The sequence below is a fragment of the Amycolatopsis deserti genome (genome assembly GCF_014653945.1).
GTDB lineage: Bacteria > Actinomycetota > Actinomycetes > Mycobacteriales > Pseudonocardiaceae > Amycolatopsis_E > Amycolatopsis_E deserti.
The window spans coordinates 87,578-102,643 of the sequence record NZ_BNAU01000007.1 but is presented as its reverse complement, the minus strand read 5'-3'; the positions used below and the strand labels follow the sequence as shown (position 1 = coordinate 102,643).

Below are 15,066 nucleotides of genomic sequence, written 5' to 3'. Positions count from 1 at the left end.
CGTCTCCGGCGTCGAACTCAAGGTAGGAACGTGGACAGAACCTACCGCACGGACCACGAATCTAGGTCATCCGACTATCGAGCGACCGAGGTGACGCATGTCAACCCACCAGGCATCCGACTCCGGCACGGTCGCCGGAATGGGTGAGTTCGGCCTCATCCGCGCCGTGACCGAGAACCGAAGACAACCCGCCGGAACCCTCCTCGGCCCCGGCGACGACGCCGCCGTCGTCGCCGCGCCCGACGGGCGGGTGGTCGCCACCACCGACGTCCTCGTCCAGGGCGTGCATTTCCGGCTGGACTGGTCCACTCCGGACCAGGTCGGACGCAAGGCGGTGGCGGAGAACTTCGCCGACGTCGCCGCGATGGGCGCGGTGCCGACAGCCGTCCTCGTCGGGCTCGCCTGCCCGCCGGACACCCCCGCGAAGGTCGTCCGGGAACTCAGCGACGGCCTGTGGGCGGAAGCCCAGCGCGCCGGTGCCGGGGTCGTCGGCGGCGACATGGTGCGCGCCGACCAGCTGGTGGTGAGCATCACCGCGCTCGGTGACCTGCAAGGACGCGCGCCGGTGACGCGCTCGGGCGCGCGGCCGGGCGACATCGTCGCGGTCTCCGGGCGCCTGGGCTGGGCCGCGGCCGGGCTCGCCACGCTCGGCCGCGGTTTCCGCTCACCCGTCGCGGTGGTCAACGCCCAGCGCGCGCCCGAGCCGGACTACGCGGCCGGTCCCGCGGCCGCGATCGCCGGGGCGACGGCGATGATCGACGTCTCGGACGGCCTGCTCGCCGACCTCGGCCACATCGCGGAGGCCTCCGGTGTGGGCATCGACGTGCTGACCGAGCACCTGGAGATCGACCGGAAGCTGGTCGACGTGGGCACCGCGCTGGGCGCGGACCCGCTGACCTGGGTGCTGACCGGCGGCGAGGACCACGCGCTGGTGGCGACCTTCCCGTCGTTCGCCGACCTGCCCGAGGGCTGGCGGCGGATCGGCTCGGTCACGCTGGCCGATTCGGGCGTCACGGTCGACGGTGAGCAGTACCACGGCGAAAGTGGCTGGGAGCACTGGCGGTGATCCCTCTAACGTAGTTCGCCATGGACCTTCGCGTGGTCGCGTACGACGATCCGGACGCGGCGAAGCTGATCGACGCCGTGCAGCAGGAGTACGTCGTGCGCTACGGCGAAACGGACGCCACCCCGGTCGATCCGGCCGAGTTCGCGCCGCCGCTGGGGTTGTTCGTCGTCGGCTACCTGGACGGGGAGCCGGTCGCCTGCGGTGGCTGGCGCGTCCGGGGTGACGACGAGGTCGAGCTGAAGCGGATGTACGTCGTGGAGGCCGCGCGGGGCAAGGGTTTCGCGCGTGCGGTGCTGGCGGAGCTGGAACGCACGGCACGCGCCGCCGGGCGCAGACGGCTCGTGCTGGAGACCGGGCTGAAGCAGCCGGAGGCGATCGCGCTGTACCGGTCGTCGGGCTACACCGACGTTCCGGCGTTCGGCCACTACCAGGGGGATCCGCTGTCGGTGTACCTGGGCAAGGATTTGGAGGACCTCGGTGGCGATCTACGCGCTCGGTGAGCTGACCCCGTCGATCCACCCGACGGCGTTCGTGCACCCGGACGCCACGGTGATCGGCGACGTGCGGATCGGGCCGAACGCGTCGGTGTGGCCGCAGACCGTGCTGCGCGGCGACCACGGCTACATCGAGATCGGCGAGCGGTCCAACGTGCAGGACGGGTGCGTGCTGCACTGCACCGCCCAGGACCCGACGATCCTCGGCCCGTCGTCGGCGATCGGGCACGCGGTGCACGTCGAGGGCGCGCGGATCGGCACCGGGTGCCTGATCGCGTCGGGTTCGGTGGTGCTGAACGGCAGCGTGATCGAGGACGGTGCGATGGTCGGCGCCGGGGCGGTGCTGTCGTACTCCTCGCGCGTGCCGTCCGGGCACATCGCGCTCGGGGTGCCGGCGAAGGTGCGGGAGAACAAGTCTTTCGGGCCGGACCAGATCCAGCGCGTGGTGGACGGCTACGTCGAGCGGGCGCAATGGTTCCGCACCGCGCTGCGCCGGATGGGCTAGGGCGGCGCGGCCCGGCAGCAGGAGCCGCGGCTGCGAACAGGGCGGCGGCTCGCCCTGCGACGGCTGGGCGGGGAGCTCCGAGCGCTTCGCCCAGGCTGGCGCCGTTGGGGCCGCCGTCCGTGCGGTCGTCGTTTCCGGGCGGCGCGGGAGCCGCGGCTGTGGCTGTTTCGGCCCGCGGCTGCCACGCAAGGGCAGCGCTGCGGCTGGGTTAGGGCAGCTTCCAGTCCACCGGCTCGGCGCCCTGCCGCTGCAGCAGCTCGTTCGCGCGGCTGAACGGCTTCGAACCGAAGAAGCCGTTGCGCGCGGACAGCGGGCTCGGGTGCACCGACTCGATGCACGGCACCCCACCGAGCAGCGGCTTCAGGCTGCGTGCGTTGCTGCCCCACAGGATCGCGACCATCGGCTTGCCGCGGGCGGCCAGCGCGCGGATCGCCTGCTCGGTGACCTCTTCCCAGCCCTTGCCCTTGTGCGAGTTGGGCGAACCGGGCCGCACGGTCAGCGACCTGTTGAGCAGCAGCACCCCCTGCTCGGTCCACGGCGTGAGGTCGCCGTTGGACGGCGTGGGGTAGCCGAGGTCGTCGCAGTACTCCTGGTAGATGTTGATCAGGCTCTTCGGCAGCGGCCGCACGTCCGGCGCCACCGCGAAGCTCAGCCCGATCGGGTGCCCCGGCGTCGGGTACGGGTCCTGGCCGACGATCAACACCTTCACGTCGTCGAAGGGCTGCTGGAACGCCCGCAGCACGTGCTCGCCCGCGGGGAGGTACCGGCGTCCCGCGGCGATCTCCGCGCGCAGGAACTCACCCATCGCGGAGATCCGGTCGGCGACCGGGTCCAACGCCTTCGCCCAGCCTGCTTCGACGATCTCGTGCAAGGGTTTCGCTGCCACGGCGGCGTACTTTAGCGGTGCGCCGCGCACGCGAAAACGGCGGATGCCCGAGGACACCCGCCGTCTCGAAAGTCTGCAGCAATCAGCCGCGAACGACCTTGCCGGCCTTCAGGCACGAGGTGCAGACGTTCAGCCGCTTGCGCTGGGACACGCCGATCTTGGCGTGCACGGTCTGGATGTTCGGGTTCCAGCGGCGGTTGGTACGCCGGTGGGAGTGCGAGACGGACTTGCCGAAGCCCGGTCCCTTGCCACAGACGTCGCACACGGCAGCCACGTCGAACTCCTTTGACGATCAGGGAAGACAAAACACGCCCGGCGCGGGCCGGACACTCGGACCATACTAAACGACGGTCCTTCGCCGTCCCGCGACCGGGTCGCTACCCTGGCCTGACCAGGGAGGAGGTCGGCGGTGCGGGCTCTGGACGAGCATGCCATCACAGCGTGGGCGGCGGCCTGCGTGCACAGCCTGGAAGTGCTGTGCCCGGCCATCAACGGCATCAACGTCTACCCGGTCGCCGACTCCGACACCGGTTCCAACCTGCTGCACACCATGTCCGGCGCGCACGCCCGGCTGGCCGCCGAACCCACCACGGACAGTGCGGCGGCGGCACTGTCCGTACTCGCCCGGGGCGCCGTTCTCGCCGCGCGCGGCAACTCCGGCGTGATCCTCTCCCAGGTCCTCCGCGGTCTCGCCGAAACCGCCGCCGCCGCGGACGAGCTGGACGGACCCACCCTGGCCAAGGCACTGGCGAACGCGCACCGCACCGCCACCGACGCCGTCGCCCGCCCGGTCCAGGGCACGATGCTCAGCGTCCTGCAGGCCGTGGCCCAGGCGGTCACGGACCCCGGCGACCTCGCCGACGTGGTGGCGATCGCCGCGAAGGCCGCCTCCGAAGCCCTCGAGCAGACCCCGCACCAGCTGCCGGTCCTCGCTTCCGCCGGTGTCGTCGATGCGGGCGCGCGCGGGCTCGTCGCGGTCTTCGACGCACTGGCGGGCGTGGTCACCGGCACCGAGACCCAGATCGCGCACTCCTGCGAGGCGCACACCTCCAGCGAACCGGACACCGAGCAGGCTCCCTACGCGTGGGAGGTCATGTACCTGCTGGACGAGGTCGCCGACGCGGACGTCCCGGTCCTGCGCCGGGCGCTGTCCGAGCTGGGGGACAGCGTCACCGTGGCCGGGGACGGCAGCGGCGGACACGCCGTCCACGTGCACTGCGCGGACATCGGCGCCGCCATCGAGGCCGGTCTCCGCGCCGGCCGGCCCAGCGGCATCCGCGTCGAACCGCTCATCACCCCGACCCCGATCGAACCGCCGTCCGGCCCGGACCGCGCGGTGGTCGCTGTCGTGCACGGCGAGGAGCTGGCCACGCTGCTGCGCGAAGAGGGTTTCGCGGTGCTCGCGGTGCCGGACCACTCGACGCCGAGCGTCGAGGAGATGCTCGGCCTGATCACCGAGCGCGCGGCCGGTCACATCACCGTCCTCGCCGGCGGGGAGAGCCTGACCAGGGCCGCCGACGACGCCGCGGGCCACCCGATGATCGGCGACCGGGACGTGGTGGTCATCCCGTGCGCGTCCCCGGTCCAGGTGCTGTCCGCGCTGGCCGTGCACGACGCGGGGCGCCGCGCGAACGACGACGTCGTCGCCATGGCCGAGGCCGCCGCGGCGACCCGGCGTGGCGAGCTCGTGGTCGCCGCCGAGGAGTCGATAACCTGGGTGGGACGGGCCCACGCCGGTGACCTGATCGGTTTCGTCGACGGCGAGGTCGTGCTCGTCGAACCGGCCGGCGCGCCGCTGGCCGAGGCCGCGATGGGCGTGCTGAGCCGGATGCTGGCCGTCGGCGGCGAGCTGGTCACCGTGCTGACCGGGACCGAGGCGCCGGCCGGCCTGACCGACGAGCTGCGGGAGCGGTTGCGGGCGCAGCGACCGGAGGTGGAGTTCGTGGATTACCCCGGCGGCCAGGCCGACGCCGTGCTGCTGATCGGTGTGGAGTGAACGCGTGACCGGACTGCGTGACAAGCTGCCCCCGCTGCTGGGCGCCAAGACCGCGAAGGCGCTCGCCGAGTCGCTGGACATCCACACCGTCGCCGACCTGCTGCGGCACTACCCGCGCCGCTACGCCGAGCGCGGCGAGCTGACCGACATCGCCGGGCTGGAGATCGGCGAGCACGCGACCGTGATGGCGCGCGTGGAGAAGGTCAACATGCGCCGGATGCGCAACAAGCCCGGGCACATCCTGGAGCTGGTCATCACCGACGGCCACCGCAGGCTGTCCTGCGCGTTCTTCGGCCGCCCGCACCAGCACGAGCGGCAGCTGCGGCTGGGCCGCACCGGGTTGTTCGCCGGCAAGGTCACCGCGTTCCGCAACACGCTCCAGCTCGCCAACCCCGAGTACCAGATGCTCGACGGCGACGACGACAGCGCGATGGACGACTTCGTCGGCGCGATCATCCCGGTGTACCCCGCCGCCGCGGGGATGCCGTCGTGGTCCATCGCGCGGTGCGTGCGTCAGGTGCTGGACACGCTGGAGCGCGAAGAAGACCCGATGCCGCGCGAGTTGCTCGACAGCCGCCAGCTCATGGACCTGTTCGACGCGCTGCACAACATCCACCGCCCCAAGGACCACGACGCGCTGGAGGCCGCGCGGGACCGGCTGAAGTGGGACGAGGCCATGGCGGTGCAGCTGATCTTCGCGCAGCGCCGGTACTCCGCGGTGACCCGCCCGGCGCCGGCCTGCGCCCGGATCCAGGGTGGCCTGCTCGACGCGTTCGACCAGCGGCTGCCGTTCGAGCTGACCGAGGGGCAGCGCGCGGTGGGCGAGGACATCGCCGCCGACCTGTCCGGCGAGCACCCGATGAACCGGCTGCTGCAGGGCGAGGTCGGCAGCGGCAAGACGGTCGTGGCGCTGCGGGCGATGCTGCAGGTGGTCGACTCCGGCCGCCAGGCCGCGATGCTCGCGCCCACCGAGGTGCTCGCCGCGCAGCACGCCCGGTCCCTGCGCGAGATGCTCGGCGACCTGGGACAGGCCGGTGAGCTGGGTGCGGCGGAGAACGCGACGAAGGTGACGCTGCTGACCGGGTCGATGTCGACCAAGGAGCGCAAGCAGGCGTTGCTGGACACCGCCAGCGGCGCGGCCGGGATCGTCGTCGGCACCCACGCGCTGATCCAGGACACGGTGTCCTTCGCCGATCTGGGCCTCGTGGTGGTGGACGAGCAGCACCGGTTCGGTGTCGAGCAGCGGGACGCGCTGCGCTCGCGCGCGGCGAACGGCGGCAGCCCGCACGTGCTGGTCATGACCGCCACGCCGATCCCGCGCACGGTCGCGATGACGGTCTACGGCGACCTGGAGACCTCGGCGCTGCGGCACATGCCGGTCGGGCGGTCGCCGATCAAGACGAGCGTGGTGCCGGTCGCGGAGAAGCCGGCGTGGCTGGACCGGGCGTGGCAGCGGCTGGTCGAGGAGGTCCGCAAGGGGCACCAGGCGTACGTGGTGTGCCCGCGGATCGGGGACGAGCCGGCGTCGAACAACACCGACCGGCGGCCGCCGCTGGCGGTGCTCGACGTCGCCGCCGAGCTGGAGAACGGGCCGCTGTCGGAGCTGCGGCTGGGCATCCTGCACGGCCGGATGCCGCCCGACGACAAGGACGCCGTGATGCGGGCGTTCGCCGCGGGCAAGCTGGACGTGCTGGTCGCGACCACGGTGATCGAGGTCGGCGTGAACGTCCCGAACGCGACGATGATGGTGATCATGGACGCCGACCGGTTCGGGGTCAGCCAGCTGCACCAGCTGCGCGGCCGGGTGGGCCGGGGGAGCGTGCCCGGGTTGTGCCTGCTGGTCACCGAGACGCTGGACGGCACCGCGACGCGCGAGCGGCTGGCCGCGGTGGAGTCCACAACGGACGGCTTCGAACTGTCCCGGTTGGACCTGGAGCTGCGGCGCGAGGGCGACATCCTGGGCGCCACCCAGTCCGGCAAGCGCTCCAGCCTCAAGCTGCTTTCGCTGCTGCGGGACGAGGACGTGATCGCGGCCGCGCGGGAGCGGGCGCAGGAGATCGTGAGCGGCGACCCGGCGCTGGAGCGGCATCCCGGCTTGGCGCACATGGTGTCCGACCTGGTCGATTCCGAGCGCGCGGAGTACCTCGAGAAGTCCTGACGCACGATCGGGCGATGGCCCGAGTTGTGCGTGATCTCCGGCGGCGCGACGCTGAGGCGTGCTCAAGAGTGGATTACGCGCGGTCATCGGTTCGGCACTGCTCGTCCTCGCCACCGTGGCGCCGGCTTCGGCCGCGCCCGGTGCGCAGCAGAACCCGCCGAGCTGGGCCCTGGACCGGATCGACCAGCGCGACAAGGCCGGCGACCAGACCTACCACTACGACAGCACCGGCGAGGGCGTCACGGTGTACGTGATCGACACCGGGGTCGACGCGGCGCTGCCGGACCTGGCCGGGCGGGTCGACCCGGGCCGGGATTTCGTCGGCGGCACCGACAACGCGGCCGACGGCAACGGCGACGGCACGCGGATGGCCGGGATCGTGGCCGGCACGGAGTTCGGCGTCGCGAAGGCCGCGCGGATCGTGCCGGTCAAGGTGCTCGACGACAAGGGCAACGGGCGGCTCAACAACATCATCTCGGGCATCGACTGGGTCACCCAGAACGCGAGGCAGCCCGCGGTCGCGGTGATCGGTTTCGGCGGGCCGGCGTCCGACGGGCTGGACAACGCGGTGCGGCGGTTGATCGGGGTGATGCCGGTGGTCGCGGCGGCCGGGTGGTCGGGAGTGGACTCGTCGTTCTCGTCGCCGGCGCGGATCCCGGAGCTGCTGACCGTGGGGGCGGTCGACAAGGCGGACGCGTTCGCGACGAAGTCGAACTTCGGGCTGGGGGTGGACCTGCTGGCGCCGGGCGTGGACGTGCCGTCGACGGCGCCGGGCGCGACAGCCGCCACGCCGTTCTCGGGCACCTCGATGGCCGCGGCGTTCGTCGCCGGCACGGCGGCGCTGTACCGGGCCCAGTACCCCGACAAGACGCCCCAGCAGGTGATGGACGCACTGATCAACAACTCGACGCCGGACGTGCTGACCGGCCTGCCGCAAGGCACGCCGAACCGGCTGCTGTACACGCTGTTCGAGAAGGCGGGCGCGGAGAGCTGAATTGGTTTGTGGGGGTGGCGGCCGGCTTCGGTGAGATCGGGGCCGGCCCCGCCAACAGAAGCCGCACCCCGAACAGCTGAAATACCCCGTACCGTTGTGCGGCATGCGCACGTCCCGGATGATGTCCATCACCCGGGACTGAACTCCCGATGAGCGGGATCGGCAAGGTAACGTCACAGCACTACCGATCCGTGAACAGGGAAGGACCGGGCATGTTTCGCAAGGTGCTGGTCGCCAACCGCGGGGAGATCGCCATCCGCGCGTTCCGCGCGGGCTACGAGCTGGGCGCGGGCACAGTGGCGGTGTTCCCCCACGAGGACCGCAACTCGCTGCACCGTCTGAAGGCCGACGAGGCCTACGAGATCGGCGAGCCGGGACACCCGGTCCGCGCCTATCTCGACGTCGAGGAAATCGTCGGCGCCGCGCGGAAAGCCGGGGCCGACGCGGTGTACCCCGGTTACGGATTCCTGTCCGAGAACCCCGATCTCGCGCGCGCGTGCGAGGAAGCCGGCATCACCTTCGTCGGCCCGAGCGCGGAAATCCTGGAACTGACCGGTAACAAGGCGCGCGCCGTCGCCGCCGCCCGGGAGGCCGGGGTGCCGGTGCTCGGCTCGTCGCAGCCGTCCACGAACCTCGACGAGCTGACCGCTGCGGCCGAGGAGATCGGGTTCCCGGTCTTCGTCAAGGCCGTCGCCGGTGGTGGCGGTCGCGGTATGCGCCGCGTCAACGATCCCGCGCACCTGCGCGAGTCGATCGAGGCCGCGATGCGCGAGGCCGAGTCGGCCTTCGGTGACCCGACGGTCTTCCTGGAGAAGGCCGTCGTCGATCCGCGGCACATCGAGGTCCAGATCCTCGCCGACGGCGAGGGCAACGTCATCCACCTCTTCGAGCGCGACTGCTCGGTCCAGCGGCGGCACCAGAAGGTCATCGAGCTGGCGCCCGCCCCGAACCTCGACCCCGAGCTGCGGGACCGCATCTGCAACGACGCCGTGGCGTTCGCCCGCAAGATCGGCTACCGCAACGCCGGCACCGTCGAGTTCCTGCTCGACCGCGACGGCAACCACGTCTTCATCGAGATGAACCCGCGCATCCAGGTCGAGCACACGGTGACCGAGGAGGTCACCGACGTCGACCTGGTGCAGTCGCAACTGCGCATCGCCTCCGGCGAGACCCTCGCCGACCTCGGCCTGTCGCAGGAGAAGGTCTACCTGCGCGGCGCCGCGATGCAGTGCCGCATCACCACCGAGGACCCGGCCAACGGCTTCCGCCCGGACACCGGCATGATCAGCGCCTACCGCTCGCCCGGCGGGTCGGGCATCCGCCTCGACGGCGGCACCGCGTTCGCCGGCACCGAGATCAGCGCGCACTTCGACTCGATGCTGGTGAAGCTCACCTGCCGCGGCCGCGACTTCAAGACCGCGGTGGGCCGCGCCCGCCGCGCGCTCGCCGAGTTCCGCATCCGCGGTGTCTCCACGAACATCCCGTTCCTGCAGGCCGTGCTCGACGACCCGGACTTCGCCGCCGGGCGCGTCACCACCTCGTTCATCGAGGAGCGGCCGCACCTGCTGACCGCGCGGCACTCCGCCGACCGCGGCACGCGCCTGCTGACCTACCTCGCCGACGTCACGGTCAACAAGCCGCACGGCGAGCGGCCGCGCCTGATCGACCCGATCACCAAGCTGCCGTCGCTGCCGTCGGGCGAGCCGCAGGCGGGGTCGAAGCAGAAGCTGACCGAGCTGGGCCCGGAGGGCTTCGCGCGGTGGCTGCGCGAGTCGCCCACGCTGGGTGTCACGGACACGACCTTCCGCGACGCGCACCAGTCGCTGCTGGCGACCCGCGTCCGCACCAAGGACCTGCTGGCCGTCGCGCCGGTCGTGGCGCACACGCTGCCGCAGCTGCTGTCCCTGGAGTGCTGGGGCGGCGCGACCTACGACGTGGCGCTGCGGTTCCTCGCCGAGGACCCGTGGGAGCGGCTGGCGAAGCTGCGTGAGGCGGTGCCGAACATCTGCCTGCAGATGCTGCTGCGCGGCCGGAACACGGTCGGCTACACGCCCTACCCGACCGAGGTGACCAACGCCTTCGTCGAGGAGGCCACCAACACCGGCATCGACATCTTCCGCATCTTCGACGCCCTCAACGACGTCGAGCAGATGCGCCCGGCCATCGAGGCCGTGCGGGAGACCGGGAAGGCCGTCGCCGAGGTCGCGCTCTGCTACACCTCGGACCTGTCCGACCCCGGCGAGAAGCTCTACACGCTGGACTACTACCTCAAGCTGGCCGAGCAGATCGTCGGCGCCGGGGCGCACGTGCTGGCGATCAAGGACATGGCCGGCCTGCTGCGCGCGCCCGCCGCGGAGAAGCTGGTTTCCGCGCTGCGCAAGGAGTTCGACCTCCCGGTGCACATCCACACCCACGACACCGCGGGTGGTCAGCTGGGCACCTACCTGGCGGCGATCAACGCGGGTGCGGACGCTGTCGACGGCGCGGTCGCGTCGATGGCCGGCACCACCTCGCAGCCGTCGCTGTCGGCGATCGTCGCGGCCACCGACCACTCAGCGCGGCCGTCCGGGCTGAGCCTTCGTGCGGTCGGTGACCTGGAGCCGTACTGGGAGATCGTGCGCAAGATCTACGCGCCGTTCGAGGCGGGCCTGGCCTCGCCGACCGGCCGCGTGTACGACCACGAGATCCCCGGCGGCCAGCTGTCCAACCTGCGCACCCAGGCCAAGGCGCTCGGCCTGGGCGACCGCTTCGAGGAGATCGAGGCGATGTACGCGGCGGCCGATAAGATCCTGGGCCACCTGGTCAAGGTCACGCCGTCGTCGAAGGTGGTCGGCGACCTCGCGCTGCACCTGGTCGGCGCCGGGGTCGAGCCGGAGAAGTTCGAGGCCGAGCCGAACCGCTACGACATCCCGGACTCGGTGATCGGCTTCCTGCGCGGCGAGCTGGGCGACCCGCCCGGCGGCTGGCCGGAGCCGTTCCGCACCAAGGCGCTGGAGGGCCGCGCGGAGACCAAGCGGGAGACCGAGCTGTCCGCCGAGGACCGCGAGGGCCTGGCGAAGGACCGCCGCGCGACGCTCAACCGGCTGCTGTTCCCCGGGCCGACCAAGGAGTTCGAGGAGCACCGCCGCGCCTACGGCGACACCAGCGTGCTGTCCAGCAAGGACTTCTTCTACGGTCTGCGCCCGGGCGAGGAGTACGCGGTCGACCTGGAGCCGGGCGTGCGGCTGCTGTTCGAGCTGGAAGCCGTCGGTGAGGCCGACGAGCGCGGCATGCGGACGGTGATGGCGACGCTGAACGGCCAGCTGCGCCCGATCCAGGTCCGCGACCGGTCGGTGGCCTCGGACCTGCCGGCGGCGGAGAAGGCCGACAAGGCCAACCCGAAGCACGTCGCCGCGCCGTTCGCCGGTGTGGTCACGCTGTCGGTGGCCGAGGGCGACGAGGTCGCCGCGGGCGCCACGGTCGCGACCATCGAGGCGATGAAGATGGAGGCGGCGATCACCGCGTCCGAATCGGGCAAGGTGGCGCGCCTGGCGATCAACTCGGTGCAGCAGGTCGAGGGCGGCGACTTGCTGATCGTGCTGGAATAGGGAAAACCGTGTGCGGCGGCACCTGTGCCGTCGTTAGGGTCGGTGCGTGCTGATCCAAGCGGTGCCGCAGTGGCAAGGGGCCCGGACACCCCGGGCGGGCGATCTGCCCGCGGGGTGCCGGGCCCTTTCCGCGCTCGCGGCGGAGGTTCTCGGGGCGCCGGTGCGCGAGGTGCGTCTGGAGGCGGGCGAAACGCCCGTCGTGGACGGGGTCGCGAACCGGGAAGCGTTGCTGGACAACAGGAAGCGGCACACCGAGGCCCTCGCCGACGGCCCGGTGCTCACCATCGGCGGCGACTGCGCCGCCGACCTGGTGCCCGTCGCCGCGGCCCGGGCTCGGCACGGCGAACGCTTCGGCGTGGTGTGGTTCGACGCGCACGCCGACCTCAACACCCCGGCCAGCTCACCGTCCGGCGCCTACCACGGCATGGTGCTCCGGTCGCTGCTCGGCGGCGGCGATCCGGCGTTCGCGGCCGCGCCCGCGGTCGAGCCGGGCCGTGCGGTGCTCGTCGGCACGCGGGCGCTGGATCCGGCGGAACGGGACGAAATCGAGGCGGGCCGGGTCCGGCTGGTTTCGGGGGACCCGTCGCGGATTGTCGCCGAAGTCCGGGATGCCGGTATCGAACGGCTGTACGTCCACGTCGATCTCGATGTCCTGGACCCCTCCGCGTTCGCCGGAATGGACTACCCGGAACCCGATGGGCTGAGCGTGTCACAGCTCGTCGACGGGCTGCGTGCGCTCGCGGAGTTCGAGGTCGTGGGCGCGGCGATCACCGAATGCGTTTCCGGCAAACGGGATGATCTGGTGATTTTAGAACCTGTGCTGCACACCATTGGTGAATTACTTCGCTGATACAAGCGATTTCGCCGTCCGCGTGCTTGAATGAAGTTCGTGGGTAGCGCAGGTGGAGTCGCCGGCGCCGTAGGGGAACTCCTGCACACGGCGCTCGGCCAGAACGTCCCGATCCGGATTCGTTGCTGGGACGGCAGTGAAACCGGGCCGCCGGACGCGCCGGTGCTGCACCTCAAACACCGCCGCGCGCTGCGGCGCCTGCTGTGGGCGCCGAACGAGCTGGGCGTGGCGCGGGCGCACGTCGCGGGCGAACTCGACGTCGAAGGGCCGTTCGTGGAAGCCCTGGAGAGGCTGCACGATCTGGTCTACGACGTCGACTTCGACGTGGACCTCACCTGGGCGGTGCGGCGCGATCTCGCCAAGGCGGCGCTGAAGCTGGGTGCCGTGGGCTTCCCGCCGAAGCCGCCGCCGGAGGAGATCAAGCTCGCCGGCCGCAGGCACTCCCGGCGCCGCGACGCGGCCGCGATCTCGCACCACTACGACGTGGGCAACGACTTCTACGCGCTGGTCCTCGGGCCGTCGATGACGTACTCGTGCGCGGTGTGGCCCAAGCCGGAGACCACGCTCGAGGAGGCGCAGACCGCGAAGGTCGACCTGGTGGCGCGCAAGCTCGGGCTGCGCCAGGGGATGCGGGTGCTCGACGTCGGCTGCGGTTGGGGCACGTTCGTCATCCACGCTGCCAAGGAGTACGGCGCGCACGCGGTCGGCGTCACGCTGTCGCAGGCGCAGGCGGACTTCGCGCGCAAGCGGGTCGCCGAGGAGGGGCTGTCGGACCTGGTGGAGATCCGGGTGCAGGACTACCGCGAGGTGTCCGACGGGCCGTTCGACGCGATCTCCAGCATCGGGATGGCCGAGCACGTGGGCGCGTCGATGCTGCCCGTGTACGCGAATTCGCTGTTCGAGCTGCTGCGGCCGGAGGGCCGGCTGCTCAACCACGCCATCTCGCGGCACCCGTCGGTGCCGCCGCGCAACCAGAAGACGTCGTTCATCGACCGGTACGTCTTCCCGGACGGCGAGCTGGAGCCGGTGAGCGTGATGGCCGCGGCGATCGAGGAGGCCGGCTTCGAGGTGCGTGACGTGGAGGCGCTGCGCGAGCACTACGGGCGCACGCTGCGCGCGTGGGTGGCGAACCTGGAGGCGAACTGGGCCGAAGCGGTCCGCCTGAGCGGCGCCGGACGGGCGCGGGTGTGGCGGCTGTACATGGCCGCGTCGGCGCTGAGCTTCGAAAGCGGGGCCATCGGGGTGAACCAGATCCTCGCGGTCAAGCCGACCTCCCGCGGCGGCAGCGGGATGCCGCCGGTGCGCAGCGCCTGGCTGTCCTAGTCGCGGACGAGGCCGGCCACCAGCTCGTAGGAGCGCAGGCGGTCGGCCTCGCCGTGCACCATCGTGGTGATCATGATCTCGTCGGCGCCGGTGTCGCCGACCAGCGTCTCCAGGCCCTTGCGGACCGTCGAGGGTGAGCCGTGGATCGTCGTGCCCAGGCGTTCGTCCACGAAGTGCCAGTCGATCTCCGAGTACGGGTACCCGGCGGCTTCCTCGGGCGTCGGCAGCGGGATCGGGTTGCCGCGCCGCAACTGGAGGAACTGCAGGCCGCTCGGGCCGGCCAGCCACCGCGCCCGCTCGTCGGTCTCCGCGCAGATCACCGCCGCGCCGAGCATCACGTACGGCTCGGACAGCGCCTCCGACGGCCGGAACGACTCGCGGTACAGCTCCACCGCCGGGATCGTGTTGCGGGCGCTGAAGTGGTGGGCGAACGCGAACGGCAGCCCGAGTGACCCGGCCAGGCGCGCGCTGAACCCGCTCGACCCGAGCAGCCACACCGGCGGCTTGTACCTGGGCACCGCGCGCACCGCGCCTTCGCCGTCGAAGTAGGCCATCAGCTCGGACAGCTGCTGTGGGAAGTCGTCCGCGCCGAGCGCCTGCGCCGAGCCGCGCAACGCGATCGCCGTGCGCTGGTCGGTGCCCGGAGCCCGGCCGATGCCGAGGTCGATGCGGCCGGGGTGGAAGGCCTCCAGCATCCCGAACTGCTCGGCCACCACGAGCGGCGCGTGGTTGGGCAGCATGATGCCGCCGGACCCGACCCGGATGGTCTCGGTCGCCGCCGCGACGTGGCTCATCAGGACCGTCGTGGCCGAACTCGCGATGCCCGGCATGTTGTGGTGCTCGGCGACCCAGAACCGCCGGTAGCCGAGCCGCTCGGTCCCCCGGGCCAGCTCGACGGTGTTGCGGAGCGCGGTGCGCGCGTCCGCGCCGCTCGGGATGGGGGACAGATCCAGCACAGACAGCGCGACGTCGGATAGCGGCTTCACGGCAACGTCCAACGCGCGCCCGGCCACGGGTCTTCCCGCGGGCCTGGGATCACGTGCGCGCTTTCCCCGCGTATGAGCGCGCGAGGGCGGAGCACGTGCGCGGCAGCCGTGCGTCCGCGTTGAGCGCCGCGCGGACCCTGGTCCCCAGATCGCGCCTCGGCCGGCGAGGGCTGGCCGAGGGCGCTCGCCAGGTCCCCGCCCTGTCCGGGCGCGCTCTGCTC

At 71.8% G+C, this 15,066-nt stretch carries 12 protein-coding genes; 9 read left to right on the top strand and 3 right to left on the bottom strand.

Annotated features, from left to right (window positions below):
- Positions 1-97 precede the first annotated feature (97 nt).
- Genes IE290_RS27150 through IE290_RS27140 form a run of 3 tightly spaced genes read left to right on the top strand, consistent with a single transcriptional unit; the run spans position 98 to position 2,065 of the window.
- On the top strand, positions 98-1,066 hold the full coding sequence (locus IE290_RS27150) for a thiamine-phosphate kinase (protein ID WP_191247545.1): 969 nt from the start codon (positions 98-100) through the stop codon (positions 1,064-1,066).
- Positions 1,067-1,086: 20 nt separating this feature from the next.
- Complete coding sequence (locus IE290_RS27145; protein WP_191247544.1) at positions 1,087-1,566, top strand: GNAT family N-acetyltransferase; 480 nt, start codon at positions 1,087-1,089, stop codon at positions 1,564-1,566.
- Positions 1,544-2,065, top strand: a complete 522-nt coding sequence (locus IE290_RS27140; protein WP_191247543.1) for a gamma carbonic anhydrase family protein — start codon at positions 1,544-1,546, stop codon at positions 2,063-2,065. The genes IE290_RS27145 and IE290_RS27140 overlap by 23 nt, the downstream gene beginning before the upstream one ends.
- 208 nt (positions 2,066-2,273) lie before the next feature.
- Here IE290_RS27140 and IE290_RS27135 read toward each other — a convergent pair whose 3' ends face one another.
- Together IE290_RS27135 and rpmB are read right to left on the bottom strand one after the other, a co-directional pair.
- Positions 2,274-2,951, bottom strand: coding sequence for a uracil-DNA glycosylase (locus tag IE290_RS27135; RefSeq protein ID WP_191247542.1), 678 nt, complete (start codon positions 2,949-2,951; stop codon positions 2,274-2,276).
- Between the two features lie 82 nt (positions 2,952-3,033).
- Positions 3,034-3,225, bottom strand: a complete 192-nt coding sequence (rpmB, locus tag IE290_RS27130; RefSeq protein ID WP_017987500.1) for a 50S ribosomal protein L28 — start codon at positions 3,223-3,225, stop codon at positions 3,034-3,036.
- 135 nt (positions 3,226-3,360) lie between these two features.
- On the opposite strand from rpmB, the gene fakA reads away from it, so the two are divergent.
- The 6 genes from fakA (at position 3,361) to IE290_RS27100 (ending at position 13,859) form a co-directional block, all read left to right on the top strand.
- Positions 3,361-4,947 (top strand): DAK2 domain-containing protein, encoded by a 1,587-nt coding sequence (gene fakA, locus IE290_RS27125; protein WP_191247541.1) that lies wholly within the window; start codon positions 3,361-3,363, stop codon positions 4,945-4,947.
- Positions 4,948-4,951: 4 nt separating this feature from the next.
- Entirely contained in the window at positions 4,952-7,105 is a 2,154-nt protein-coding gene (gene recG / locus IE290_RS27120; RefSeq protein WP_191247540.1) for an ATP-dependent DNA helicase RecG, read from the top strand.
- A 58-nt stretch (positions 7,106-7,163) separates the two neighbouring features.
- On the top strand, positions 7,164-8,099 hold the full coding sequence (locus IE290_RS27115; protein WP_191247539.1) for a S8 family peptidase: 936 nt from the start codon (positions 7,164-7,166) through the stop codon (positions 8,097-8,099).
- A gap of 212 nt (positions 8,100-8,311) precedes the next feature.
- Positions 8,312-11,686: a pyruvate carboxylase gene (locus IE290_RS27110; protein ID WP_191247538.1), complete on the top strand. Its 3,375-nt coding sequence runs from the start codon at positions 8,312-8,314 to the stop codon at positions 11,684-11,686.
- A 46-nt stretch (positions 11,687-11,732) separates the two neighbouring features.
- Positions 11,733-12,536, top strand: coding sequence for an arginase family protein (locus tag IE290_RS27105; protein WP_191247537.1), 804 nt, complete (start codon positions 11,733-11,735; stop codon positions 12,534-12,536).
- A gap of 30 nt (positions 12,537-12,566) precedes the next feature.
- Positions 12,567-13,859: a class I SAM-dependent methyltransferase gene (locus IE290_RS27100; RefSeq protein ID WP_308431383.1), complete on the top strand. Its 1,293-nt coding sequence runs from the start codon at positions 12,567-12,569 to the stop codon at positions 13,857-13,859.
- On the opposite strand, the gene IE290_RS27095 is transcribed toward IE290_RS27100, so the two are convergent.
- Positions 13,856-14,845: an LLM class flavin-dependent oxidoreductase gene (locus IE290_RS27095; protein ID WP_191247535.1), complete on the bottom strand. Its 990-nt coding sequence runs from the start codon at positions 14,843-14,845 to the stop codon at positions 13,856-13,858. The genes IE290_RS27100 and IE290_RS27095 overlap by 4 nt on opposite strands.
- Positions 14,846-15,066: the final 221 nt, after the last annotated feature.